Origin of the sequence: Streptosporangium sp. DT93, from assembly GCF_049844535.1 — a bacterium.
Lineage (GTDB): Bacteria > Actinomycetota > Actinomycetes > Streptosporangiales > Streptosporangiaceae > Streptosporangium.
Genome location: NZ_JBNCLF010000002.1, coordinates 496173 through 521703, shown reverse-complemented (window position 1 = coordinate 521703; position 25531 = coordinate 496173). Strand labels below are relative to the sequence as shown.

Annotated in this window: 22 protein-coding genes; 14 read left to right on the top strand and 8 right to left on the bottom strand. The window is 72.9% G+C overall.

The window, feature by feature from the left end; translation table 11 throughout:
• Positions 1-82 precede the first annotated feature (82 nt).
• From ACLQ2R_RS07510 to ACLQ2R_RS07485, 6 genes are all read left to right on the top strand, one after another.
• A complete protein-coding gene (locus ACLQ2R_RS07510; RefSeq protein ID WP_425958598.1) occupies positions 83-469 on the top strand; it encodes a DUF1622 domain-containing protein in 387 nt (128 codons plus the stop codon).
• 1128 nt (positions 470-1597) lie between these two features.
• On the top strand, positions 1598-1981 hold the full coding sequence (locus ACLQ2R_RS07505; RefSeq protein ID WP_425958597.1) for a histone-like nucleoid-structuring protein Lsr2: 384 nt from the start codon (positions 1598-1600) through the stop codon (positions 1979-1981).
• A 1065-nt stretch (positions 1982-3046) separates the two neighbouring features.
• Complete coding sequence (locus ACLQ2R_RS07500) at positions 3047-4375, top strand: lipopolysaccharide biosynthesis protein (RefSeq protein WP_425958596.1); 1329 nt, start codon at positions 3047-3049, stop codon at positions 4373-4375.
• A 54-nt stretch (positions 4376-4429) separates the two neighbouring features.
• Complete coding sequence (locus tag ACLQ2R_RS07495; RefSeq protein WP_425958595.1) at positions 4430-5608, top strand: DegT/DnrJ/EryC1/StrS family aminotransferase; 1179 nt, start codon at positions 4430-4432, stop codon at positions 5606-5608.
• Positions 5609-5882: 274 nt separating this feature from the next.
• Positions 5883-6989: a GNAT family N-acetyltransferase gene (locus tag ACLQ2R_RS07490; RefSeq protein WP_425958594.1), complete on the top strand. Its 1107-nt coding sequence runs from the start codon at positions 5883-5885 to the stop codon at positions 6987-6989.
• A gap of 103 nt (positions 6990-7092) precedes the next feature.
• Positions 7093-8358 (top strand): DegT/DnrJ/EryC1/StrS family aminotransferase, encoded by a 1266-nt coding sequence (locus tag ACLQ2R_RS07485; RefSeq protein ID WP_425958593.1) that lies wholly within the window; start codon positions 7093-7095, stop codon positions 8356-8358.
• Between the two features lie 55 nt (positions 8359-8413).
• Here ACLQ2R_RS07485 and ACLQ2R_RS07480 read toward each other — a convergent pair whose 3' ends face one another.
• The gene (locus tag ACLQ2R_RS07480; RefSeq protein ID WP_425958592.1) at positions 8414-9664 is read right to left on the bottom strand and encodes a S1 family peptidase; all 1251 of its coding nucleotides are present in this window, start codon (positions 9662-9664) and stop codon (positions 8414-8416) included.
• Between the two features lie 189 nt (positions 9665-9853).
• On the opposite strand from ACLQ2R_RS07480, the gene ACLQ2R_RS07475 reads away from it, so the two are divergent.
• Positions 9854-10366, top strand: a complete 513-nt coding sequence (locus ACLQ2R_RS07475; RefSeq protein ID WP_425958591.1) for a DUF1203 domain-containing protein — start codon at positions 9854-9856, stop codon at positions 10364-10366.
• 100 nt (positions 10367-10466) lie between these two features.
• Here the strand turns inward: ACLQ2R_RS07475 and ACLQ2R_RS07470 are convergent, their stop codons facing one another.
• From ACLQ2R_RS07470 to ACLQ2R_RS07460, 3 genes are all read right to left on the bottom strand, one after another.
• Positions 10467-10907, bottom strand: a complete 441-nt coding sequence (locus tag ACLQ2R_RS07470) for an ATP-binding protein (protein ID WP_425958590.1) — start codon at positions 10905-10907, stop codon at positions 10467-10469.
• A 166-nt stretch (positions 10908-11073) separates the two neighbouring features.
• On the bottom strand, positions 11074-11832 hold the full coding sequence (locus ACLQ2R_RS07465; protein WP_425958589.1) for a DUF1206 domain-containing protein: 759 nt from the start codon (positions 11830-11832) through the stop codon (positions 11074-11076).
• 97 nt (positions 11833-11929) lie between these two features.
• Positions 11930-12862: a Ppx/GppA family phosphatase gene (locus tag ACLQ2R_RS07460; protein WP_425958588.1), complete on the bottom strand. Its 933-nt coding sequence runs from the start codon at positions 12860-12862 to the stop codon at positions 11930-11932.
• 369 nt (positions 12863-13231) lie between these two features.
• On the opposite strand from ACLQ2R_RS07460, the gene ACLQ2R_RS07455 reads away from it, so the two are divergent.
• On the top strand, positions 13232-15070 hold the full coding sequence (locus ACLQ2R_RS07455) for a tetratricopeptide repeat protein (RefSeq protein WP_425958587.1): 1839 nt from the start codon (positions 13232-13234) through the stop codon (positions 15068-15070).
• A 171-nt stretch (positions 15071-15241) separates the two neighbouring features.
• On the opposite strand, the gene ACLQ2R_RS07450 is transcribed toward ACLQ2R_RS07455, so the two are convergent.
• Positions 15242-16243 (bottom strand): phosphotransferase enzyme family protein, encoded by a 1002-nt coding sequence (locus ACLQ2R_RS07450; RefSeq protein ID WP_425958586.1) that lies wholly within the window; start codon positions 16241-16243, stop codon positions 15242-15244.
• Positions 16244-16755: 512 nt separating this feature from the next.
• Between ACLQ2R_RS07450 and ACLQ2R_RS07445 the strand changes: the two genes are divergently transcribed.
• Together ACLQ2R_RS07445 and ACLQ2R_RS07440 are read left to right on the top strand one after the other, a co-directional pair.
• Positions 16756-17157 (top strand): GlcG/HbpS family heme-binding protein, encoded by a 402-nt coding sequence (locus tag ACLQ2R_RS07445; RefSeq protein WP_425958585.1) that lies wholly within the window; start codon positions 16756-16758, stop codon positions 17155-17157.
• 143 nt (positions 17158-17300) lie between these two features.
• Positions 17301-17447, top strand: a complete 147-nt coding sequence (locus tag ACLQ2R_RS07440) for a hypothetical protein (RefSeq protein WP_425958584.1) — start codon at positions 17301-17303, stop codon at positions 17445-17447.
• Positions 17448-17472: 25 nt separating this feature from the next.
• On the opposite strand, the gene rbsK is transcribed toward ACLQ2R_RS07440, so the two are convergent.
• The 3 genes from rbsK to ACLQ2R_RS07425 all read right to left on the bottom strand — a co-directional run bounded on the left by rbsK (position 17473) and on the right by ACLQ2R_RS07425 (position 20508).
• Positions 17473-18378, bottom strand: a complete 906-nt coding sequence (gene rbsK, locus ACLQ2R_RS07435; RefSeq protein ID WP_425958583.1) for a ribokinase — start codon at positions 18376-18378, stop codon at positions 17473-17475.
• Between the two features lie 241 nt (positions 18379-18619).
• Positions 18620-19267: a response regulator gene (locus ACLQ2R_RS07430; RefSeq protein WP_386237736.1), complete on the bottom strand. Its 648-nt coding sequence runs from the start codon at positions 19265-19267 to the stop codon at positions 18620-18622.
• Positions 19258-20508 (bottom strand): sensor histidine kinase, encoded by a 1251-nt coding sequence (locus ACLQ2R_RS07425; protein ID WP_425958582.1) that lies wholly within the window; start codon positions 20506-20508, stop codon positions 19258-19260. The genes ACLQ2R_RS07430 and ACLQ2R_RS07425 overlap by 10 nt, the downstream gene beginning before the upstream one ends.
• A 238-nt stretch (positions 20509-20746) precedes the next feature.
• On the opposite strand from ACLQ2R_RS07425, the gene ACLQ2R_RS07420 reads away from it, so the two are divergent.
• From ACLQ2R_RS07420 to ACLQ2R_RS07405, 4 genes are all read left to right on the top strand, one after another.
• Positions 20747-22066 (top strand): acyltransferase family protein, encoded by a 1320-nt coding sequence (locus ACLQ2R_RS07420; RefSeq protein WP_425958581.1) that lies wholly within the window; start codon positions 20747-20749, stop codon positions 22064-22066.
• Positions 22067-22098: 32 nt separating this feature from the next.
• Complete coding sequence (locus ACLQ2R_RS07415; protein WP_425958580.1) at positions 22099-22326, top strand: hypothetical protein; 228 nt, start codon at positions 22099-22101, stop codon at positions 22324-22326.
• On the top strand, positions 22316-22906 hold the full coding sequence (locus tag ACLQ2R_RS07410; protein ID WP_425958579.1) for a hypothetical protein: 591 nt from the start codon (positions 22316-22318) through the stop codon (positions 22904-22906). Before ACLQ2R_RS07415 ends, ACLQ2R_RS07410 begins: the two co-directional genes overlap by 11 nt.
• Before the next feature lie 113 nt (positions 22907-23019).
• Entirely contained in the window at positions 23020-25512 is a 2493-nt protein-coding gene (locus ACLQ2R_RS07405) for a DEAD/DEAH box helicase (RefSeq protein ID WP_425958578.1), read from the top strand.
• Positions 25513-25531: the final 19 nt, after the last annotated feature.

The window sequence follows — 25531 nt, the reverse complement described above, 5'->3', positions numbered from 1 at the left end:
GACCGATGTGACGTCCGTGACCGATGCGATGTCCGTGACGGTCGTGGCGCATGGCTCCGGGAACGCCGGGTAACAGCAGCGCATGCTCGATCTTCTACCGGAGGAGACCCTCCGGGAGTTCGTCAACCTGCTGGTCCGCCTCATCGAGGTCGCCGGGGCGGCCGTCATCTTCTCGGGTGCGGCCATCGCGTTCGTCCGCTTCGTCGTGGTGGCCGTGCGGCGGCACGATCAGGGCTTCATCGCCGTCCGGCTGTTCCTGGGGCGATTCCTGGCGCTCGGCCTGGAGTTCCAGCTCGCGAGCGACGTGCTGCGCACCGCGATCGCGCCGAGCTTCACGCAGATCGGGCAGCTCGCGGCGATAGCGGCCATCCGTACCGCGTTGAACTTCTTCCTCAACCGGGAGATCGAGCGCGAGGGGCGCGCGGTGGAGGGCGGGGGCGACCGGGGCCCGCGGGGCGGAGAGGACTGACCCCGGCGGGCGCGAACCACCGATCCCCGGCGGCCCCGGCGGCCCCTGCGGCCCCGGCGATCCCGGCGGTTGCGGGGTCCCGGGGGACGGTCGCGCGGGGCGGCGCCGGCCGCGGTGACGGCCCGCCCGTTTTCCCGGCGACAACCCAACAATTCGGGGAACTCCGATGGATTGATCCCCAGGACGGTGGAACGGACCAATAGTCGTCATAGAGCAAACCACGCCCATCCGCTCGCCGCCCGCAATGCGAGACAACCGGAATCGCCCCGTCCAGAAGACGACCCTTGTCTTACCCGAGCGTGGCCGCGCCGCCCCTCAATGTGATCGGTCACGTCCCGGAGAGGCGCTTCGAAGGCCACGATCGTGAAGACCGCAAACCCGGCGGGGGAGGGGAGCCCATTCGGGAGCGGGACAAGTCATTTGTCCCGGGAAACCCGGGCGCGTTCGGTTACGGACATCCGGACGGTGCGAATTACCACAGAACAACCGGGACGGATCCCGCCCCGCCTTCGCGTGTCCCGCGCCCGGACCGCCCCGCCCCCGCCGGGCCGTCGCCTCCGCGGCGGCGCGGCGCCGAGGTGGCGTCGGCCCGGCACCTGACACCGGCCGGGACCGGACCACGCAAGAGCCTCCGGACCAGCGGAAAGACGACGGAGAGACGTCACGACGCCCGGACCGGGACGCCTCGTGCCGACGCCCGGGGAACCTCCCGCGACGCGAGATCCGGCGGAGTCGCGGGCGGCGGTCGCGCGTCGTCCACTCCATTTTTCAGGCGACGAGGGCGAAAACCACCCGTAGGTCACGAAACTTCAAAGACCTCCGCGCCCCCGTCCGAAAAACCGGCGCGCGGGTGAGTCCCCCTGCACCGCCATAGGCGTGCCGGGGAACCCGTCGGCGCCGCGGCCGTTTTTAATCCCCTCCCACAGGGAAGCATTTCTCAATGACGTGGAGACCCGGAGTTCGGCCTCGGGTAATTGTCCCAGAGGATGGATCTCCGACGGACAGGGGTTTCCCGCACGCGGCGGTGAAAGGAGGGACTAGAGTTTTGCGCGCGGGGAAGAGACGCGGGAACCATCGGTCGGCCGGGTTCGCAGCCGCACTCTGACGCCAAGATTAAGGAGTGACACAATGGCACGTCAGCAAGTCGTCACGTTCACCGATGACATCACCGGGAAGCGGGCGGACGAGACGGTCTCGTTCGGCCTGGACGGCACCAGCTACGAGATCGACCTGAGCTCGAAGAACGCCACGAAGCTGCGCGAGGCCCTCAAGCCCTTCCAGTCCGTCGCCCGCAAGGCGAGCACCGCCTCCGGGCGCAAGGGCAGGACCAAGGGGGCCGGTGGCAATCGTGAGCGGAGCGCCGAGATCCGGGCCTGGGCCAAGTCCCACGGGATAGACGTCAGCGAGCGTGGCCGTATCGGGGGAAAGGTGGCCGAGGCGTTCGCCGCCGGCGACCCCAGCCTGGCCAAGCCCGCGGCCAAGAAGACCCCGGAGGCGGCGCTCAGCGACTAGGACCGGGCTCCCGGACCCTTCAGGGGTGACGGCGTCGTAGCCGGCCGGGAGTGCGTGAGACGACGGCGAGAAGGTGCCGCTCCCGGTGTTCCCCGGCGCCCGCCCTCGGTGCCGTTCCCCGGCGCCCCCCGTGTCACTCCCACCCGCCGGGTGGACGGGGTGCCCTCGCCCGCCTCCGTGTCACTCCCACCAGCGGGGTGACGGGGGTGCCCTCGGCCGTCCCCGCGTCACTCCCACCAACCGGGTGACCGGGCCGCCCTCACCCGCTCCCGCGTCACTTCCGCCCGGGTGGTGGCCCGCCGTCCCTTCCCTCGTGCGGTCTCCGTCGCAGGTGGAGGTGTGTGCCGTCTCACGTTGGGTTTCTCGAATCCCCAGAAAACAGGGCACTCCATATCACAATCCAACCCATCCGTGGGCTTCCCCGCGTATGCCGGACGCGGGGCGCCTGAAACTGGGGCATCATGGCTCACGTGCCGACTCTCATGTTCCCCTCCGTGACCGGCCGGTCTCGTGACGGGAGGCGGACGCCCCTGACGCCGCCCACCGGGCTTCCCGGCGGGGCCCTCGCCCCGTCCGCCGGTCGCGCGACCACACCCGCGGCCCAGGGGTCCGTACGGGGAACGCGAGAGACGCGAGAGACACACGGATCCGTACGGGGAACGCGGGACACCCGCGAACCCGCACGGGGGACGCCGGAGGCACGCGCGGACCGGGGGCACCGGGGTGAGTGAGGACGACCTCGGGCGCCACTCCCCGCCCCCCCGCCACCCGATCGGCGCCCCCGCGCCGGGAGAGCGGCCCGACCGGCCGCACCCGCGGCCGAGCGCGGCCGCCCGTCTCCGCACGGCGGATCCTCGTCCGGCCGATCTCCGCGCGGCGGATCCTCGTCTGGCCGATCTCCGCGCGGCGGATCTCCGTACAGCCGACGGCAAGGCCGGCGCAAGGGCTCCGGCCGACGATGACGACGTGACGCGCGACGGAGGCGACCAGACGATGGGCCGCACAGAGGGCCGCACAGAGGGCCGGGCAGAGGGCCCGACGGAGGGCCCGGCGGAGGGCCGGAGGGTGGCCACCGACCGCAGGCCCGGCCTGATGGACCGCCTTCGCAACGACCTGCGCAACCCGCTGTTCCTCCAGGGCTACGCGCTGATGATCAACACGGGGATCACCGCCGTCCTGGGACTGGGCTACTGGTTCCTCGCCACGCACCTGTACACCCCCACCGCGTTCGGCGAGGGTCAGGCCGTGATCAGCGCGATGCGGCTGTTCGCCTCCCTGACCGGCCTCGCCTTCGCCGGGGCGCTGGCCAGGTTCATCCCGGTGGCCGGCCGCCGCACCGCCGAGTTCGTGCTCCGGGGCTACGCGATCGCCGGAGCCACCGGCCTGGTGGCGGCGCTGGGGTTCCTGCTGACGCTGCCGATGTGGGGGTCGGTCTACACCCACCTGGGCGGGTTCGGCCCGGGGCTGTTCTTCCTCGTCTCGGTGCTCGTCTGGACCGTCTTCACCCTGCAGGACGTGACGCTGGCCGGGCTGCGCAAGGCCGTCTGGGTGCCGGTCAACAGCCTGGCGTTCGGGCTGGTGAAGATGGGCATGCTCGCCGCGCTGGCGGTCGCGCTGCCCCAGGGCGGGCTCTTCGGCGGGATCTTCGTCTCCTGGATCGTGCCGACCGCCATCGCGCTGGTGCCGATCAGCTGGTTCATCTTCGGCGTCGTCATCCCCCGGCACGTCAAGGACACCGAGGTGAGCGCGGCCAACCCGCCGCACCTGCGCGAGGTGGGACGTTTCCTGGCCGGGGACTTCCCCGGCGCGTTCTCCATCCTGCTGATCCTCTACCTGGTCCCGGTGATCGTCGCGGGCTGGCTCGACGACGCGCCGACGTTCGGGTACTTCTCGATCGCCCACACGCTGGGCTCCATGATCGGGTTGCTGGCGGCGAACATGGCGGTCTCGCTGACCGTCGAGGGCTCCTTCAACGCCGCGCGGCTGGCCGACAGCGTGCGCAACGCCCTTCGCCGCACCTTCCTGATCGTCGGGCCGGTCATCCTGGTGGTGGTGATCGGCGCGCCGCTGATCCTGAGCGTGTTCGGCCCCGGGTTCGCCGAGGCGGGCACGCCGCTGCTGCGGCTGATGGCGATCGCGGTGCTCCCCCAGACGGTGATCGAGATCTGCCTGAGCATGCTGCGCGCGCAGAGCCGGGCGCGCAGACTGGCCCTCATCCAGATCGGGATGGCCGTTCTGGTCCTCACGTCGATCGCGGTGCTGTTCCCCCACTTCGGTATCGTCGCGGTGGGCTACGCGATGCTCGGCAGCCAGCTCCTGGTCGCCCTGCTGATCTTCCCCAACATCCGCCGGGTGATCAGGCAGGGTACGTCCTCGCAGGTGAGCGCCGACTAGCGTCACTTTGCCACAGCTTGTGGTCATGGTGTCGTACGTGATAGACGGTCTCCGGTGACTCCTGAGCACATTGTGGCGAAGCGGACAGATCGCCTCTGCCTTTCGCTTCCCTCCAACCGCCTGGGCCTGTATCTGGCCCTGCGGCATTGGTGCCGTCCCGGCCAGCGGCTGCTGATGTCCCCCCTTTCGGCCGACGAGATCCTCTTTCTCGTGCTCGCCGCCGGGCTCCGCCCGGTCATCGCCCCCCTCTCGGTGGAGGACGGCAACATCGACGCCGGGGCCGTCGACCTCGACACCGTGGACGCCGTCCTGACCACGAACCTGTACGGCCTGCCGGACCGGGTGTCCGCGTTCGCGGGCAAGATCCTGATCGAGGACGTCGCGCACGCGATCGAGACGTCCGTGCACGGCAGGCCGCTGGGCACCTTCGGGGTGGCGGGCGTGTTCAGCCTGTCCAAGCACGCCGGGGCGGGCTCCGGCGGGGTGCTCGCGGTGGAGCACCTCGAGGATCTCCGCGTCCTGGAGCGCGAACGTGACCGGCTGCTGCAGCCCGGCGTCTTCCGCAGGGAGATCCACAGCGTGCTGACCTCGGCGAGCCGGCACGCCGCGCTGCGCCTGAACATGGTCCGCCCGGCGCTGCGGGCGATGCGCGCGCTCGGCATGGAGGAGGAGCGCGAGGGCTACCGGATCGCCCCGCGCCCCGTGGAGCTGCTGCGGGCCCTGGAGTACGCCCCGCAGCTTCCCGCGTTCGACTCCTGGGTCCAGGCGGACCTGCACGACTACCGGACCAGGCGCGGCCACCTGGCCCGCTGGTACCAGTCCAGGCGGCTGCGGACGCTGCCGAGGCAGAGGTCGCGGCGGATCGCGGGGGTCTCGATGCTGGCCGCGCTGCCCTCCGTGGCGGCCGCGGTCCGCCGCCACCTCGACCAGCCGCTCTTCCGGGTGCCGCTGCTGGTATCCGGCCGCGACGAGGCCATCGCCGAGCTGGAGCGGCACGGCGTCGCCACCGGCTACCTCTACGACCCGCCCTACGACGGGTACCTTCCGGAGTTCACCGACCCCTCGCCCGCGCCGGAGGTGGCGCGCTGGTGGGGCCGGCACGTGCTGCCGATCGACCCGCTGTACGCCCGGCGCGCGATGACGGTCGTCGAGCGGCTCACCCCGGCGGTCCCGCCGGCGTGGCCGGGACCCGTGACGGGGCTGCCCACCCCCGTCGGATCGGACACCGCCTGACGGGGTTTGGCCGTCGTTCAGCGGACCGGGCCGAACCCCTATAGATTTGCCGCGTCACACGGTGGTTCCGGGGAAGGCGCCGCCGGGATCGGGGGTCGGGGGCGGCTCCGCGGCCGAGGGTTCCTCCGTCCTGCGCGCGACCGTTCCCCGGGCCGCCTTCGAGACGCCCAGCGCCTGAGCCCAGGCCTCGAGAAAGGCATCCCCTCGTGAACGCTAGCTTGACGTCCGCCGCCGGTTCGGCCACCGGCCCTTCTCGCGGGGCCGGGGGCCGCGTATGAGGGTCAGCGTCGTCCGGCCGGGGGAGCTGGGGCCGGTCGAGCTCAAGACCTGGCGCGAGATGCAACACTCCACCCCGTCCCTGGGCAACCCCTTCCTGAGTCCCGACTTCACGGTCGCGATGGGCCATGTCTCGGCCGGCGCGCGGGTGGCGGTGATCACCGAGTCGGACGGGCCGGTCGGGTTCTTCCCGTTCGAGCGGCGCGGCGGCGGGGTGGGCGCCGCCCTGGGCGGGTGGGTCTCGCTCTGCCAGGGGGTGATCCACCGGCCCGGCGCCGAGTTCGACGCCGGCGCGCTGCTGCGGGCGTGCGGGCTGAGCGTGTGGGAGTTCGGCTGCATGGTCGAGGGCCAGCGGTGGTTCCGGCCGTTCGAGACGCTCAGGCAGCAGGCGGTGGTCCTCGACTTCGCCGGCGGCTACCCGGCCTTCCTGGCCGGGTTGCGTGAACGCTCCCCGAAGTTCGTCAAGAGCACCCTGTACAAGGAGCGGAAGCTGAGCCGCGACGTGGGCGAGGTCACCTCGGAGTTCGCGGTACGCGACCCGGAGCAGCTGAGACTGCTGCGCGGCTGGAAGTCGGCCCAGTACCGGCGGATGGGCCGCCCCGACCGTTTCGCCCGGTCGTGGGTGGTGGAGCTGGTCGAGCGCCTGCACGCCGCCGACACCCCGGACTTCGCCGGGCCGCTGTCCATGCTGTACGCGGACGGCAGGCCCGTGGCGGGTCACTTCGGGCTGCGGACCGACACCACGATGATCGGCTGGTTCCCCGCCTACGATCCCGAGTACGCCCGCTACTCCCCCGGCCTGATCCAGCACCTGCGCATGGTCGAGGCCGCCGCGGGGATCGGGGTACGCTCGCTGGACCTGGGGATCAGCAACGGCTCGGAGTACAAGGACGCGCTGTGCACCAGGACCGTCCCCGTCTCCGAGGGCACGGTGCGCCGCAGGTCGGTCGCGGCGACGGCGCACTGGCTGCGCACCGAACCGGTCCGCCGCGCGCGGCGCCTAGTCCTGGACACCCCGGCGCTGTACGGCGTCGCCGACCGGGCCATGAAGCGGTACGGGCGGCTGCGCGGCGACGGGGGACGAATGAGCGGAGAGGCCGGATGAGCGGGAGGGCCTTCATGAGCCGGAGGGCCTTTGTGGGCGGGAGGGCCTTCATGAGCCGGAGGGCCTTTGCGGGCGGAAGGGCCTGTATGAGCCGGAGGACCGCATGAGCGGGCGAGGCACCGTCTCCACCACCCCCGGAGGCTCCGGCGACCCGGGTGGCCCAGGGGGCCGTCCGCGGGGCTCCGGGGGCTCCGGCGGCGGCACGGATCGCCGCCGGGCGATCGAGGCGGTCATGCGCGACCGCATCGGCCAGGAGTGCCTGCACGTGCCGTCCGCGAGGTTCGGCCTGCTGCTGGCGCTGCGGCACTGGTTCGGCCCCGGCGACCGGGTGCTGATCTCCCCGACGAACTGCGAGACCGTGCTGTTCACGGTGCTGGCCGCCGGGCTGCGGCCGGTGATGGCGCCGGTCTCCTGGCACGACGGCAACATCGACGTGCCCGCCGTGGACTGGACCGGCCTGGCCGGTGTCGTCACCACGCACCTGTACGGCCAGCCCGACCGGGTGAGCGAGCTGCGGGCCGAGTGCGACCGTCGCGGCGTGGTCCTGCTGGACGACGCCGCGCACGCCATGCAGACGACCGTGGACGGCCGCCCCGCGGGCACGTTCGGGGAGGCCGGGGTGTTCAGCCTGGCCAAGCACGGGCGGGCGATGTCCGGCGGGTTCCTCACCGCGCGGGACCCGGCCGCGCTGGTCTCTCTGGCGCGCGCCAGGGAGGAGCTGCTGCTCCCCGGCGGGGCGCGCGCGCAGCTCTCGGGCGCGCTGCGGCCGGCGCTGCGCGAGACGATCTACCGCACCGGGCTGGTCCGGCCGATGTGGCACGCCCTCAAGGCGGCCGGGCTCGTCCGGTGGACCGGCCACCGCTGCCCGCCGCGCGAGGACGAGCTGCGGGCGCTCCTTGCCGCCGGTCCCGTCGACCCGGACGCCATGCGGTACTGGCTCCGGATCGACCTGGACGAGTGGAGGATGCGCCAGGGCGCGCCGCTCCTGGGCTACCAGCGGTCCCGCTTCCGGGTCGTCGACCGTGAGCGGGAGCGCCGGGTGGCCGGGGTGGAGCTGCTGCGCGCCACCCCGTGGGCGGCCGAGGGGGTCCGCCGGGCGGCTCCTCGGCCGCTGCTGCGGGTGCCCCTGCTGGTGGAGGACCGCGACGGGCTCGTGGCCCGGCTGGAGAGCCGGGGCGTGGTGCCCGGCTTCGTCTACGACCCGCCGCTGGACGACTACCTGGACCTGGTCCCCCACGGGCCGACGCCGGAGGTGGCCCGCTGGTGGACGGGACACGTGCTGCCCGTCGACCCGCTGCGCGCGGGCCGGATGGCCGGCCTGCTGACCGAGCTCGGCGCCCGCCCGGCTCCGCCGCCTCCCGTGGCGTGACCGGGATCCTCCGGGTGCCCCGCCGCGATTCGGGTGACCCGCCGCGAGGCCCGCGTCAGGACACCAGCAGCGACGCCTCGAAGGCGAGGAGCACGTCCCAGACGCGGGGGAAGACGATCACGGAGCCACCGGTCGGGCCACCGCAGTTCACGCTCTTGCTGTAGGCGGAGAAGATGCCCTGCGCCTTGACCGTGTCGTAGAGGTCGGCGTAGCTGTAGACCGGCCCGCCGCTGTCACCCGCCGCCCCGGCGCAGGACCCGTTGACGTGCTTGGCCCGGATCATGTGCTTGACGTGCTGGCCGTTGCTGTAGGTGCCGCTCCAGCCGTAGTGGGTCACCTTGATGTTGCAGATCTCCCCCATCGTGGCGCCGGAGTTGCACACGTAGTTGCCGGGATAGGACTTGATCACGTCCACCACCCTGGCGCTGGAGGAGGAGGTCTTGCCGCCGACGAAGACCCTGCCGGTCGTGTTCCCGTTGACGATCGCGGCGTCGCGGTTGGAGATGCGCCAGTTCAGGCGGCCCATGTGGTTCGCCTGGTCGTAGACGTCCCCGCCGTCGTAGAAGTCGGTCCAGAGGTTCCCGCAGTGGGCCGCGGTGAGGAACCCGGTGTTGCCGTTCCGGTCGACGATCGGGAAGCCCGCCGTGCAGCCGCTCCACTCCTGCTTGTTGTAGGTCCGCCCGCCGCCGTAGTAGCTGGGGACGTCGTTCTGCCGGTCGTAGACGGGGGTGAAGGTCTCGCCGCGCTCGACGGCGATGGGCGCCGTCGATCCGCCGGGCCGCCGCAACTGGTCCGGAGAGGTGTCGCCCCCGGCGACGGAGAGCTGGACGCCGCTGCCGTCAGGCTGCGGCACCGCACCGCTGACCTGACCGGCCTCCAGCCATCGGGTGGCCTCCTGGAGGAGCTGGTCGTTCGTGTGCGCCGCGGGAAGCACACGGACCGGCGCCACCTGCCGTCCCTGCTCGACGACCTCCTGTACGGCGTCGGGCACCGTGCCCCGCCAGTACAGGCGCACCTCGTGGTTCTCGGGAGCGACGACGATCCCCCCGAATCCCTCGGCCGTCTCCCCCCTCTCGGTGATCCGGTCGGCCACCCCGTTGAGCCGATCCTGCTCGGCGAACAGGGCGTCCCAGCCGGTGAACCCGGCCGGGGCCGGTGCCCGGGGGGCGTCCCGGTTGGCGATCGGCGGTTTGTCCCCGGGATCGCCGGCGGCCTGAGCGCCGGCGATCCCCGTCCCCGGCAGGGTCAGGAGCGTGAGGGCGGCGGCACCGACGGCCGCCGCGCGTAAGCGGGTTCTGATTCTCATCGTTTCCCCTCGTGGTCGTCCGTGAGAGGTCATGAGACCAGCGCTCCGGCGTCGTTTCTTCGCCCTTTTACAGGGTGTGAAGGGTGGTTCGCCGTTGTATGTCCTCTGCTGGGACGAATGCCAGGTAACGCGAGCGCGCCGTCCGATCACGGCCAGAGCTCCCGCGTCCCCGGCGGCAGGATGAGGCGCATGAGCCACACGGAGATCACGAAGACGCGCTTCCGCGTCCTGGCCGTCGCCCCGGACGTCGTGAGGGAACTGCTGGAACGCGACGACGCGGGAGGCGCCCCCCGGATGGTCCTCGACGAGGAGGGCGGCAACCCGATGCGCTGCTGCCTGGGCCGGAGCCTGCCCGGGGAGAGGATCGCGCTGGTGTCGTACGCGCCGCTGCGGCGCTGGGCCGCGGAGACCGGGGCGGACCCGGGACCGTACGACGAGGTGGGGCCGGTGTTCGTGCACCCCGGCGGCTGCGGCGGGCCGGCGGGCCCCGGCCTCCCGGACGCCATGCGCGGCGACCGGCGCGTGCTGCGCGCGTACGCGGCGGACGGCCGGATCCTGCGGGGACGGTACGTGGAGGCCGGCGACGGCCGCCCGGCGATCGAGGAGGAGCTGGAGGACCTCTACCGCGACCGGGAGGTGGCCGCGGTCCACCTGCGGGCGGTGGAGTTCGGCTGCTTCCTGCTGGAGACCCGCCGGGCCTGAGGGCACCTCCCGGCGTGCCCTCTCCCACCGGGCCGGCGGCCGCTCCCGGCGTGCGCCCTCCCCCGCGGGCGACCGGCGGGCGGGCCGGTGTCCCCGGCGCTCACCCGGCGACCGCCAGGCTGGCGGCGCGTACCTCGGCCGGCTGCGGGACCAGCTCGAACCAGACCCTGTTGAAGCCGGCCTGTCTGACCAGGCCCCAGCGGTGGGCCAGCGTCTCCAGCAGGGGCAGGCCCCGGCCCCCGGTCGCCTCGGCCGAGGCGCGGCACGCGCAGGGGACCTGGGAGGATCCCTCGTCCTGGACCGCGACCCGCACGCCCCCCGCCGAGCAGGTCACCGTGACGGTGAACGTCCCGCCGCCGGCGGACCGGGAGTGGATCACCGCGTTGGTGGCGAGCTCGCTGGTCAGCAGGACGCAGTCGTCGTGAAGGGGGTGGTCGCGCCCCAGGGTCGCCGAGACCAGGCGGCGGGCCCTGGCCACCTGGTCGGGCAGGCCCGCGAGGTGGAGAACCCATTCGTCGCCGTCGTACTCCGACACGTCCATGACGCCCCCTCCGATGTCGTTCTCGCTTCTGGGAAGACGCGGAGGTCGGAACGGGAGATGTCTCGGAAAAGTAGGAATGTGATCACTTACCGGACAGGCAGGTGGGGCTTGCCCGAAGGGCCCCCACCTGCCTGTCCGCACCTGCCGTAACGCAGGGTCCCATCCGTCACATGCGGTGCCAGCGAGCCTCGAAGAAACAGTAGGCCGCGAAGAGCAGCAGGCCGATCGCGACGAGCCCGAGCAGCCACGGACCGGCCGGGGTCTCGGCCAGCGAGCGCAGCGTCGCGTCGATGCCCTTGGCCTTGTCCGGGTCGTAGGTGATCGCGGCCTGGATGACGAAGACACCGGCGACCGCGGCGATCACACCGCGGGCGATGTAGCCGGCCATGCCGAACTTCTCGGCGAGGTCACGCGCCCTGGCCGGCATCTGGCCGGTGCGCAGGTCCTCCAGGAACTTCTTCTTCCATCCCTTGTGGATCCAGTAGACACCCAGCGCGATCAGGCCGAGACCGATCAGGCCCACCAGGAACTGCCCGGCGGGCAGGTCCATCAGCATGGCGGTGATGTCCTTGGACTTGCCGTCCATGGAGCTTCCCGGGTCCCCGCGCAGCACCATGCCGAGCAGCGCGAACACGAGCAGCCCGTAGACGACGGTGCGCGCCGCCGACTCCACGCGGTCCTTGGTCTGGCCACGGCCGATGACCGCCTCGGAGAGCTGCCAGAGGGTCAGGGCGATGAAGCCGACGACCATGAGCCAGAGCATCACCTTGCCGAACGGCTGCTCGGCCACCATCTCGATGGCGCCGGTCTTGTCGGCCTCCTTGCCGCCGCTTCCCCCGCCGAAGGCGATCTGCAGGGCAAGGAAACCGATCAGTCCGTAGAGGACGCCCCGGCAGGCCATTCCGACCCGCGCGAGCCTGTCCAACGCCTGACTGTTGGCCGCTTTACGAGCGGCCCCTTCCGCCTGAGCCTGTGGGCTGTTCATGAACATGCGCTCTAACCCGCTCAGCCCCTGGTAAACCTCAATTCTCGGGCATGGCGTCGAGCCTGCGCAGGATCACTCCCTCGCGCAGCGCCCACGGGCACACCTCCAGCTGCTCCACCCCGAACAGGTCCATCGCCGCGTCGGCGACGATCGCCCCGGCAGGCAGCTGCGGCGCCCTCGCCTCGGAGACCCCGGGCAGCCCGGCGCGCTCGCGCGTGTTCATCCTGGCCAGCCGGTCGGCCCACCCGACCAGGTCGGCGTGCCTGAGCACCCGGCGCACGCGTTCCCCCTCGCCGGAGGGCGCGGCCCCGGCGATCCTGGCGAGCTGCCTGAACGTCTTGGACGTCGCCACCGCGTGCTCGGCCGAACCGTACCGGCAGACCTCGCCCACGGTCCGGGCGATCTCGGTCCGTACGTGCCGGCGCAGCGCCCGCACCTCCTCGGCGGGCGGCGGGTCGGCGGAGAGGTGGTCGCGGGTGAGGCGCCCGGCCCCCAGCGGGAGCGAGACCGCCGCGTCGGGCTGCTCGTCGAGGCCCGTGGCGATCTCCAGGGACCCGCCGCCGATGTCGAGCACGAGCAGTCGCCCGGACGACCAGCCGAACCAGCGGCGCACCGCCAGGAACGTCAGCCTCGCCTCGTCCTGGCCGGACAGCACCTCGATGTCGACGCCCGTGCCGGCCTTGATCCCGGCGATGACCTCCTCGCCGTTGACCGACTCCCTGACCGCGGAGGTGGCGAAGGCCATGAGGTCCTCCACGCCCTTGTCCTCGGCGATCCGCAGCGCCTCCTCGACGAACTCCCGCAACCGCGCGGCGCCCCGGACGGACAGGCGGTCGCCGTCCTCCATGTGCTCGGAGAGGCGCAGGTCCACCTTGTGGGAGTACGCGGGCAGCGGCCGAGCCCCCCGGTGCGCGTCCATCACCAGCAGATGGACCGTGTTGGAACCGATGTCGAGAACGCCCAGTCGCATGGGACGAAGTTACTACTCCTCTCCCGCCTCTCCGCCCGGGGTCCGCGGACGGGCCACCGCACCCGCGTCCGGGGCCCGCGGGCGCGGAACTGGCCTGATCCGGCCAGTCGGAAAAAAGATCTTGTCAATACCCGTCACTCCTGCGAATACTTGCCCTTTATTGCTATTAACGGGGAGGAACACATGAAGCGCATCATCATTCACAAACCCGGCACCGTAACCCTCAGTGGCAGCGCGAGCCCCAAACACGTCGGCTGAGACCGGAGTACAGAACCGGCGTCCTGCCACGGGCGCCGGCCCACCGAACACGGTGTTGCCGGATACCCTCGGAGGCACCCGACCGATGCGAGACCGACGTGAAGGAGTCCGGTGAGCCGGGGACCGCACCCTTCGGAGAACCCGCCTCCCGCCGCCCCGCCGCTCCCCACCGTGGACGCCGGACGGCACCTTCGCGGGCCCTACACCGCCGCGGGCGCGCTCGTCGCGGCCCTGCTGCCCACCGCCCGGCCGGACCTCGTCGCCCGGTACGACATCGAGCTGCGCGCCGTCGCCCCCGACCTGCACGACCTGATCCCCGCCCGGCGCCGCTCGGTGGCCGCGGGCCTGCCCGAGGCCGAGCGCATCCTGGTCCACGCGCCGCGGCGCACGCTGCGGCTGGCCAACGGGCTGGCCGAGTTCGTCCGCGAGCACCTGGCCACGGCCGGGCCGCGGACGCTCGTCGTGGAGAACCTCGCCCTGGCCGACCCCACCGACCTCGAACTCCTGACGGTGCTGCGGCGCCGCGTGCCCGGCGAGCTGCTGACCGTGGTGACCCGCGAGGGGGGCACTCCGCCCGAGACGCTCACCCCGTCCGAGCACGACGCCCGCGCCGACGAGCTGGAGCGGCGCGGGACGGTCGGCGCGCGGCTCGGGGCGATCCCCCACCACCGCGAGCGGGGCGGCGACCCGGCCGGGGCGCTGGACGCACTGGCGTTCGCGGTCCGGTGGTGCCTGGACGCCGGATGCCACGACGCCGTGGTGGACCTCGGCCGGCGCGCCCTGCGCCTCGCCGACCCCGAGGGCGCCCCGCGCCTCTGGTGGCGGCTGCTGCACAGCACCGCGACCGCGCTGGCCGCGCTGGGCCGCGAGGACGAGGCCGAGGAGCTGTTCGACCTGGCCAGGCGCGAGAGCGTCTCCCCGGCCGTGCACGCCTCGGCCGCCTACGCCACCGGGATGCTCAAGGTCCGCCACCACGAGGTGGCGCGGCGTGACACCGATGCCGCACTGGCCCTGGTGAACCAGGCGATCGCCATCTCCTCGCTCCTGCCCGATCCCCGCGAGCGGGCGTTCAAGCTGGGCTTCGACCTCAACGGCCGGGCCCTGGTGGAGACGCGGCGGGGCCGTCCCGCCAAGGCCATGGAGCTGGTCCAGGAGGCGGTCGACCTGGCCGGGCGTGACCTGCGGCCCGGCGAGCACCCGATCCACCGGCTGGTGCTGCTGGCCAACCGGGCCCAGCTCGCCGTGATGCTGGGCCGCCCCGAGGAGGCGCTGGCGGACCTGGACGCGGTGATCGCGGCCGATCCCGGCTACCCCGACTACTACATCGACCGGGGCAACCTGCTGCACCGGCTGGGCCGGATGGAGGCGGCGGTCGCCGACTACGAGACGGCGATGCGGGCCGGGCCCCCCTTCCCCGAGCCCTACTACAACCGGGCCGAGATCCGCTTCTCCGCGGGCGACCACCGGGGCGCGCTGGAGGACCTGGACCACGCGCTGGAGCTGGACCCGGCGTTCGTGGACGGATTGGCCAACCGGGCGGGGTTGCTGGCCGGGCTCGGCGAGTACGGCAGGGCCCGCGCGGACGCCGAGGCCGGGCTGGCCATCGCCCCGGGCAACCCGTACCTGCTCTGCGCGCTGGGGCAGGTGGAGACCGCGCAGGGCCGTCACGACGCGGCGCGCGCGGCCTTCGACCGGGCGCTGGAGCTCGCCCCCGGCCTCGCCGCCGCCTGGGCCAACCGGGGCCTGCTGGCGTTCGAGACCGGCGACCCCGAGGGCGCGGCCGCCGACTTCACCCGGGCCCTGGAGTCCGGGCCCGACCCCGCGCTGCTCTTCAACCGGGCGATGGCGCTGCGCGCCGCGGGGCGCGAGGGGGAGGCCGTCGCCGACCTGACCCGCGCGCTGGAGCTGGCCCCGGGCGACGAGGACATCAGGCGCGAGCTGAAGTCCTGACCCCCGGGGGCGGAGGGCCCGGGCCGAGGTCCTGCCCCCGGGGGCGACAGGCCCCGGACGGCGGCCGGGGCCCTGACCGCGGGTGGCCCGGGGTCAGGTCGGACCTCCGGTGATGTCCGGCGGAGCCACCGGGCACCGAGTGCGCCCGATCAGCCGGCCCGGTGGCTCCCGTCAGCCGAGCGTGCCGGAGAGATAGCGCTCGGCCAGCTCGCAGGTACCCTCGGTGTAGCCGGGACCGAGCTCGGCGGCGATCTCCGCGCCGGTGTGGGTGCCGATCCAGGCGACCAGCAGCAGCCTGCGGAACATCACGAACGTCCAGATCTCGGCCGCGTCCCGGGCCGGCAGGTCCAGCACGGTCCGGTAGCCCCGCACCCAGGCGTCGAGCAGCTCGGGGACCTCGGGACGGTGCTCGACGAAGCTGACCGCCGCGGCCAGGTCGTAGAGGTACCAGCCGAAACCGCAGTCGTCGAAGTCGATGACGGCCGGTGGCCCGTCGCCGGCCACGAGCAGGTTGGCCGAGCGCAGGTCGGCGTGGATCAGGCCGTAGCGCTCCGGATCGCGTCCGAAGCGGTGCAGCCGCGTCTCCAGCTCCTTGTCCAGCCGTCCCAGCAGGGTTCGCGCCCCGGCGTCCATCCCGGGGCCGTCCTGCCAGCGGCCCCAGCGCGACCCCGCGCCGAGGGCGGCCTCGTGGTCCCAGTGGAAGCGGGTGAAGGCGGCCGGGCGGGACCAGCCGCGCGCGTGCCGGTGCATGCGCGCGGTGAGGGCGCCGAGCCGTTCGAACGCGGGCAGCGGGCGCGTCGCCGGAGGTTCGGCGCCGGGCAGGAACTCGAACATCACGCAGTCGCGCGGCTCGGCGCCCGGGACGGTCACCACCCGGGAACCGTCACGGGCCGGGATCACCCGGGGCGTGCGCACACCGGCCTGCTCGCGCAGCGCCTCCAGCCAGGCCAGCTCGGATGCGATCTCCGCCGTGGAGTGGTAGCCCAGGCGGTGCACCCGCAGGACGGACCTGCGCCCGGTGACCGGGTCGTCCACCCGGTAGGTGGCGTTCTCCGACACGTTGATCAGGGTGATCCCGGCGCCGGGCATGCCGTAGGCCGCCGTCGCCGCGCGGGCCGCGCCGTGGACGCGTTCCAGCACACCGCCCCCGGCCGACAGGTCGTGGGCGCGCATGGACGTCTCCCCAGGGGTCGGGCCGGAGCCGTTCCGGCGTCGGGCGAAGGCCCGCGGCGAGCGGGCGGCGGACAGGCGACGGGCGGGCGACGAGCGGTGCCCGGCCGGGGCCGGCCCGGCGTCGGATCCTATCCGGGCGGTCCCCGCGGCGCCCGCCCGGCTCCGGATCCCGCTCCCCGCCCGGCTCCGGATCCCGCTCCCCGCCCGGCTCCGGATCCCGCTCCCCGCCCGGCTCCGGGTCTCGCTCCCCCGGCGCACAGGTCCCCTCCCCGCGGTGTGCGGGTCCCGCCTCCCCGCACCGTGCGCACCCGGGGCACCACCCGTCCCGCCTCTTGCGGGCCGCCCCGCCCGGGGCACTTTCCGGGCGATTCCGGAGGCGGCCCCGGTCCTCCGGGGGGCCCGGTCGGGCGTCGGATCGGTATGACGTTTTCCATCACCCGACCGGTGGCGCGCCGTGCCCGGCCGCACGCGCCGGAGGTCGTCGGAACGGTGCCGAGACCGTGAGGAGCGCGGTGAACCTGGAACTCGCGTTGCGCATGTGCGAGGCCGCGGTGAGACAGGCCGCACGGGAGGGGGCGCTCATCTCGGTGGCGGTGGTGGACCCGGGCGGGCACCTGGTCGCGTTCCAGCGGATGGACGGCGCGCGGATCGCCGGCCCGGCCCTGGCGGCGGCCAAGGCGTACACGGCGGTGGCCCATCACACGCCGACCGCCGAGCTGGCACCGCTGGCGGTGCCGGGCGGCGAGCTGTACGGCCTGGCGGGCGACCGTTACGTCTACCTCGGCGGCGGCGTGCCGCTCACCGGTGCCCGCGGGGACGGCGAGGTGCGCGGCGCGATCGGTGTCAGCGGGGGGAGCATTCCCCAGGACGTGGCCTGCGCCGAGGCCGCCGCCGCCCTCTGCGAGGGGACGTAACACCATATGTCCATTATGTCCATAGGCGTCGGCGATAGATGTTCGATGAAAGCGGGAGTTTCGCGTTACCTCCGGTGATCGCGGGGCAGTAGACGCCCGTCCCGGACGATGATCGTCCGGGCGCCGACCCTTTGGAGATTCCCGTGGACGTTCTCGTGCTGCTCGCCCTGGTCTGCTTCCTGGCCTCCGCGATCTGGTCGGCCATCAGCCGGTCGTGGCCGATCGCGCTGCTCGCCGTCGGCGCGTTCCTGCTCACGCTCTCGGAGACCTCGCTCCTCGGCGGAAACTGACGACCCCCCGTACCCGCGCTCCGGTTCAGCCGTTCCGGGCGTCCGTCCCCGAGAGGGCGCGGTCGATCTCGGCGCGGGTGGGCATCGAGGTGCTGGCGCCCGCGCGCTGTACGGACAGGCCCGCCGCGGCGGTGGCGAAGCGGACGGCCCGGTCAGGGGGCTGCCGCTCGACACGGGCCGCGGCGAGGGCGCCCACGAAGGTGTCACCCGCGGCCGTGGTGTCCACCGCGGGCACCCGGGGCGCCTCCACGTGCACGACGGGGCCGTCGCCCGAGGCGGTGAGCGCGCCGCGCGACCCGAGGGTGACGATGACCCACCCGACCGTGCCCCGCAGTTCCTCCAGGGCCCGCTCGTGGTCGGCCTGGCCGGTGATCGCCGCGGCCTCGTGCTCGTTGGCCACCAGGACGTCCACGGCCTCCAGCAGTTCGGCCGGGAGCGGCTGGACCGGCGCGGGGGTGAGGATCACGGTGGTACCGGCCGCGCGGGCGGCACGGGCGGCGGCCGTGACGGCCTCGACGGGAAGTTCGAGCTGCAGCAGGAGCACCTCCGAGCGGGAGATGACCTCGATCTCGGCCGGGGAGGGTGAGGTCACGGTCCCGTTGGCGCCCGGGACCACGATGATCGAGTTGCCGCCGCCGCCGTCCACCACGATCTGGGCGATGCCCGACGGGCCGGGGACCGTGCGCAGGTCGCTCACGTCGACCCCCGCCCCGGCGAGCGTACGCCGCATCTCGGTCCCGAAGTCGTCGTCGCCCACGGCGCCGAGGAAGGCCACCCGCGCGCCCGCCCGCGCCGCGGCGATGGCCTGGTTGGCGCCCTTGCCCCCGGGAACGGTGACGAAGGACCGGCCGGTCACGGTCTCGCCGAGCGCCGGGGCGACGTCGACGTAGGCCACCAGGTCCATGTTGGCGCTGCCGAAGACCGAGATCATTGTTCCTCCACCACCGGGGCCGCCGCACGGCGGCTCATCCGGACCGGCCGCACCGGGCCGATCGCACCGGGCCGGCCACGCCGGTCAGGTCACCGGACCGGCCACGACCCGGCGACCGAGCCTACAGGTGGCCCGCCCGGCGTCCCCCGGGCAGGGTGCGCGCGCGACGCCGCCCGGGAACGGGGCCGGGACACGCCCAGGACCCGGCCGGGACGCGCTCGGGGCCCGGCCGGGACGCGGTTCAGGAGCGCAGGTAGGCCAGGACCGCGAGGACCCGGCGGTGCTGGTCGCCGTCCTCGGCGTACAGGCCGAGCTTGGCGAAGATACTGCGGATGTGCTTCTCCACGGCGCCGTCGCTGACCACGAGCTGGCGGCCGATGGCCGGGTTGGACCTGCCCTCGGCCATCAGGCCGAGCACCTCGCGCTCGCGCGGGGTGAGCTGGGCGAGGGGGTCGTCGCGCCTGCGCCGCACCATGAGCTGCGCCACCACCTGGGGGTCGAAGACCGTGCCGCCGGCCGCGACCGTGCGCAGGCCGCCCATGAAGTCGTCCACGTCCACGACGCGGTCCTTGAGCAGGTAGCCCACCGCGCCCCTGGCGTCGGCGAGCAGGTCGTCGGCGTAGGAGACCTCCACGTACTGGGAGAGGATCAGCACCGGGGTGCCCGGCACCCTGCGGCGCGCCTCCACCGCCGCCCGGAGCCCCTCGTCGGTGAAGCCCGGCGGCATCCGCACGTCCACCACCGAGACGTCGGGCCTGTGCTCGGCGACGGCGGCGACCAGGCCGTCGCCGTCCCCCACCGCGGCGACCACCTGGCATCCGAACTCCTCCAGGAGCCTGATCAGCCCCTCCCTGATCAGCACCGCGTCATCGGCCACCACTACCCGCACGGAACCTCCGCCACTATGACCGTCGGCCCGCCGACGGGTGAATCGACCACCAGCTCGCCGTCCACCGCCTTGAGGCGGTCGCCGAGACCGGACAGGCCGTGCCCCTTGGCGACGTGCGCGCCGCCGACCCCATCATCCCCGATCGTGAGCATCAGGAAGTCCCCGGTCCTGGTGAGCGTCACGGTGCAGACCGTGGCGCGGCTGTGCTTGGCCACGTTGGTGAGGGACTCGGCGACGACGAAGTAGACGGTGTTCTCCACGGCGGCGGGGAAGCGCTGCTCGATCTGCAGGTCCAGCTCGACCGGGATCGTGCAGCGGCCGGCGAGCGCGGCGAGCGCCGGGGCCAGGCCGCGGTCGCTGAGGATGGGCGGGGCGATCCCGCGCGAGAGGGCGCGCAGCTCGTCCAGGGTCTCGCGGGTGGAGGTGATGGCCTGAGCGAGCATCTGGTCCACGGCCCCGGGGTCGCGCTTGAGCTGGCGCTGGGCCCGCGACAGGTCCATGGCCAGGGAGACCAGGCGCTGCTGGGGCCCGTCGTGGATGTCGCGCTCCAGCCTTCGCAACGCGTTGGCCTCGGCCGAGACCGCGGCGGCCCGGCCCTCGGCCAGGTCGTCGATGCGCTCGTGCAGCTCGGCCACCCCGGTCAGCATGGCCCGGCCGAGCCCGGCCTGGACCAGCGCGGCACCCCGCACGATCATCGGAAGGGTGATCGTGAACAGCATCCCGACGACGGTGTTGACGAGCACGTCGGCCCACAGGCCGTCGCCCAGGCCGAGGAGCCTGCCGAGCCCACCGTCGTTGCCGGGGATGGCGTAGACGATCCATCCGTAGAGCGGATAGGTCAGGCCGGCGATCGCCCCGAACCACCAGACCACCGTCAGCACGAAGGTGACGATGGAGATCGGGAAGGCCACGATGCCGTAGAGCAGGTCCAGCCACGACTGGCCGTTGGTGAACGGGTTGATCATCCTGCGGAACCACCCGGCCGTCGGCGGGGCCGGCCGGTACCTCGGCCGGGCGACCGGGCGTCCGAGCACCTCGGGCAGCCAGCGCCGTTCGACGTCGGCGAAGCCCCGGGCGACCAGCAGGGTCGTCGCGAGGACGGGCAGGCCCACGAAGGCGACGGCCGACCCCACTCCGGCGGCGAAACCCGCCACCATCAGGACGAACCAGATGATCGACAGGGGGAAACCCACGACCAGGTAGCGGGTGTCGGTTCCGATGCGCCGCAGCAGGGGTCTCATGCGACCAACGCTAGGGGGGCGGGCCACGCGGATCGACCCCGTGGACCCTCCTTGCGGGGTGGGGCCAGCCCTACCCCCGCCGGTGGTGTCCTCCGTCCCGAAGACTGCTGTCCGCGTCAGTGTGCCGCCGGGGCCCGTGGAGGAGGCTTTTCCCATTGCCTCATCCGTCCCCGTGGAGAATCGAGACCCCGTGACCGCCGTGATCCCCCAACCGGCAACCCGGCCGACGATCCGGCCGGTGACCGCCTCCGTACCCGCCGCCGCCCCCGTGTCCCCGCCGGTCGTGCCGGTGCCCCGTGCGGAGCGGGCGCCCGGGGGCCGTGACCCCTTCGTCGACGTGCTGAGGGTGTTCGGCATGGCGCTGGTGGTGCTCCAGCACTGGAGCATGCCGGTGCTGTCCTTCGCCGGGGACCGGATCGTCACCGGGAACGCGCTGGCCTGGGGGAACGCGTGGGCGATCACCTGGATCAGTCAGGTGATGCCGCTGGTCTTCTTCGCGGGCGGCGCGGCCGGGGCGATCAGCCGCCGCCGTGCGGCGCGGCGCGGCGACGCGCCCGCCACGTGGCTGGCGGCGCGCGTGCGCAGGCTGGCCTGGCCGGTGCTGCCGCTGGCGGCGGTCTGGGTCCCGCTGCCGCACCTGCTGACGGCGCTCGGCATCCCCGAGCAGCCGGTCGCGACCGCCTCGCGGCTGGCCGGGCAGCTCCTGTGGTTCCTGGTGGTCTATCTCGTCGCGGTGGCGGCGACCACGCCGATGCTCCGGCTGAACGCGGCGTACGGCTGGCGGGTGCCCGCCGTGCTGGCGGCGGCGGCCGTGGCGGTGGACGTCCTGCGTTTCGCCGGCGACCTGGAGGTGGCCGGCCTGCCCAACACGGTGCTGGTCTGGCTCGCGGTGTACCAGCTCGGCTTCCTGTACGCCGACGGCCGGCTGACCCGCCCCTGGGCGATGGCGCTGGGCGGGTACGGCACGGCGGCGGCGCTGGTGGCCTTCGGCCCCTATCCGGCCAGCATGATCGGGATGCCGGGGGCGGTCTCCAACATGGCCCCGCCCACGGTCGCGCTGCTGGCGGTGGGGGCCGGGCAGATCGGGCTGGCGCTGGCCCTGCGCCGGTGGATCGTCTCCCTGGCGCGCTGGCCCGGGGTGGCGCGGGCGCTGGGCTGGGCCTCGGGCCGGATGATGACCCTCTACCTGTGGCACATGAGCGCGCTGTTCGTCATCGTCTCGGTGGTCGTGGTGGGGCTGGGCGTCTCGACGCCCGAGCCGGGCAGCCCGGCCTGGACGTCGGGCTGGCCCCACTGGCTGCTCCTGCTCTCCCTGGCGATGTGGCCGCTGCTGCGGGGGTTCACCCGCTTCGAGACCCCCCCTGCGGGCGGGCCCTCCACCGGCGGGCCGGTCAGGGCCGCGACGGCCACCGTCCTGGTGGGGCTGGGGCTGCTCACGTTCACCGTGGCCGGTTTCGTGCCGGGGGTCGTGCCCGTGATCGGGACGGGCGCGCTCGTGGCGGGGCTGGCGCTGACCGGCCCGCTCACGCGCACCGCCCGGTCGTCAACGATCGGTTGACGAAATCGACTGCGTCAACCTATGGTTGACGCATGTCCTCATCTGTCCAACGCACGTGGACCCTCGGCTACACGTTGCTGATGATCCCGCCGTTCATCGGCCTGCCGATCGTCCTGTTCGATCTCCCCCGCTGGCTGGAGATCGTCGCCGTCGTCGCGATCCTCGCCCTCGTCTACACCGGCACCCGGCTCCTCTACCGGCAGCGGGGCGGGTGGCAGCCCTCGAAGACGCTGCCCGAACGGGCCGGCGATGACCACTGACCGGGCCGGTTCCGACCGGGCCGGTTCCGACGCCGTCCACGAGGCCCTCACCCGGATCCTGATGGAGAACACGGCCGTCGAGGACCCGTACGACACCGAGGACTTCCTGCGGCTGGTCGCCGGGGCCGCCGCGCTGCAGGGGGAGGCGACCACGCTGCTGCGCACGACCGTCGCCTCGGCCCGCGCCGCCGGGGTCACCTGGCAGAGCATCGGCGCCACGCTCGGGATGACGAAACAGGCGGCGCAGAAGCGGTTCGCGCCGCCCCTGGCCCCCAGCGGCACCGGGCTGGACCCCCGCGAGCGCATCCTCGGCCCGACCACCACGTTCGACGAGATGCGCGAGCTCGCCCTGGCGGGCCGGTACGGCTGGCACAGCGTGGAGTTCGGCGCCGCCTACCACCGCGTCGTCCGCTCCGGCACCCAGTGGGAGCACGCGCGGGTGACGGTGTCGCCGATGTCGCCGGGCAGGGTCCGCGGGCTGTCCGCGGAGGGCTGGGAGGTCATCGGCTCGGGCTTCCCCTACACCTACCTCAAGCGCGACACCGGTGTCCCCGCGCTCCAGGAGCCGCCCCCTTCGTGAGGTCGTAAAAAGCCGGTCACGATAAGGCCAGGTCGCGTGTTTTCCGGCGAACACGGGGTGATCCGTCGCCCCCGGCGGTCCGACCACCGCGAGTTCTTCGGCAGTATTGGACCGTGAGCCTTGTAGACCGCCTGCCAGAAGAGATCGACGCCGACCCCGACACCATCTTCGACGCGTTCGTCGAGTGGAACTCCGAGCGGGGGCTGACCCTCTATCCCGCGCAGGAGGAGGCTCTGATCGAGGTGGTCTCGGGCAACAACCTGATCCTGGCCACCCCGACCGGCTCGGGCAAGAGCCTGGTCGCCGCCGGAGCCCACTTCACCGCGCTGACCAGGGACGTGCGCACCTTCTACACCGCGCCGATCAAGGCGCTGGTGTCGGAGAAGTTCTTCGACCTGTGCGCGGTGTTCGGCACCGAGAACGTCGGGATGATGACCGGCGACGCCAGCGTGAACCCGGGGGCGCCGATCATCTGCTGCACCGCGGAGATCCTCGCCAACGTCGCGCTCCGCGACGGCGCCCAGGCCGACATCGGCCAGGTCGTGATGGACGAGTTCCACTTCTACTCCGAGCCCGACCGGGGCTGGGCCTGGCAGGTGCCGCTGCTGGAGCTGCCGAACGTCCAGTTCATCCTGATGTCGGCGACCCTGGGGGACGTCACCAGGTTCGAGGAGGACCTCACCCGGCGCACCGGCAGGCCCACCGCGACGGTCAAGAACGCCGAGCGCCCGGTGCCGCTGGTGTACTCCTACCGGATGACCCCGCTGCACGAGACGCTGGAGGAGATGCTCACCACCAACCAGTACCCGGTCTACGTCGTCCACTTCACCCAGGCCTCGGCCATGGAGCGGGCGCAGGCGCTGATGAGCATCAACATGTCGACCAAGGCCGAGAAGGAGGCGATCGCCTCCATGATCGGCCGCTTCCGGTTCACCACCAAGTTCGGCCAGGCCCTCTCCCGCCTGGTGCGGCACGGCATCGGCGTCCACCACGCCGGGATGCTGCCCAAGTACCGCCGCCTGGTCGAGCGCCTGGCCCAGGCCGGCCTGCTGAAGGTCATCTGCGGCACCGACACGCTCGGCGTCGGCGTGAACGTCCCGATCAGGACCGTGCTGTTCACCGCGCTGTCGAAGTACGACGGCAACAAGGTGCGCCGGCTGCGCGCCCGCGAGTTCCACCAGATCGCCGGGCGGGCCGGGCGGGCCGGGTTCGACACCATCGGCTACGTCGTCTGCCAGGCGCCCGACCACGTGGTCGAGAACGAGAAGGCCCTCGCCAAGATCGGCGACGACCCCAAGAGGCGGCGCGGGTTCGCCCGCAAGAAGCCGCCGGAGGGCTTCGTCGGCTGGAGCGAGGACACCTTCGAGAAGCTGCAGACCGCCGAGCCGGAGCCGCTGAACTCCCGCTTCAAGGTCAGCAACGCCATGCTGCTGGCGGTGATCAACCGTCCCGGCGACTGCTACGCGGCCATGCGCCACCTGCTGACCGACAACCACGAGGACCGCAGGTGGCAGCGGCGGCACATCTCCCAGGCCATCGCGATCTACCGGTCGCTGCTGGCCGGGGGCGTGGTGGAGAAGCTCGCCGAGCCCGACGACCAGGGCCGGCTGGCCCGTCTCACCGTCGACCTCCAGGAGGACTTCGCGCTGAACCAGGCGCTGTCCACCTTCGCGCTGGCGAGCCTGGAGATCCTCGACATGGAGTCGCCGAACTACGCCCTGGACATGGTCTCGATCATCGAGTCCATCCTCGACGACCCCCGCCAGATCCTGTCCGCGCAGCTCAACAAGGCGCGCGGCGAGGCGGTGGCGCAGATGAAGTCCGACGGCGTCGAGTACGAGGAGCGGATGGAGCTCCTGGCCGACGTCACCTACCCGATGCCCCTGGCCGACCTGCTGCTGGGCGCCTACGAGACCTACCGGCGCGGCCACCCCTGGGTGGGCGACTACACGGTCAGCCCCAAGAGCGTCGTGCGCGACATGTACGAGCGGGCGATGACCTTCGCCGACTACGTGCAGTTCTACGAGCTGACCCGCTCCGAGGGCACCGTCCTGCGCTACCTCGCCGACGCCTACCGCACCCTGTCGCGGACCATCCCCGAGCACCTCAAGACCGAGGACCTCGTCGACCTCATCGAGTGGCTCGGCGAGCTGGTCCGCCAGGTCGACTCCAGCCTGCTGGACGAGTGGGAGCAGCTGCAGAACCCGACCGGGGAGATCGAGGCGCCCACCCTGGAGGAGACCACCAAGCCGGTCACCGCCAACACCCGCGCGTTCCGGGTGCTGGTGCGCAACGCGATGTTCCGCCTGATCGAACTGGCCGCGATCGAGAACGAGCCGGAGCTGGAGCGGCTGGCCCCGGACGTCGACTGGGGCGCCGCGCTCGACGCCTACTACGACGACCACGAGGAGATCGGCACCGGCCCGGACGCGCGCGGTCCCGGCCTGCTCCGCATCGAGGAGGAGAAGGAGTTCTGGCGGGTCCGCCAGGTCGTCGCCGACCCGGCCGGGGACGGCGACTGGGGCATCGACGCCCAGGTCGACCTGGCCGCCTCCGACGAGGAGGGCCGCGCGGTGGTCCACGTCGTCGGCCTGAACCGCCTCTGAGGCCGCCTCCGGGATCACG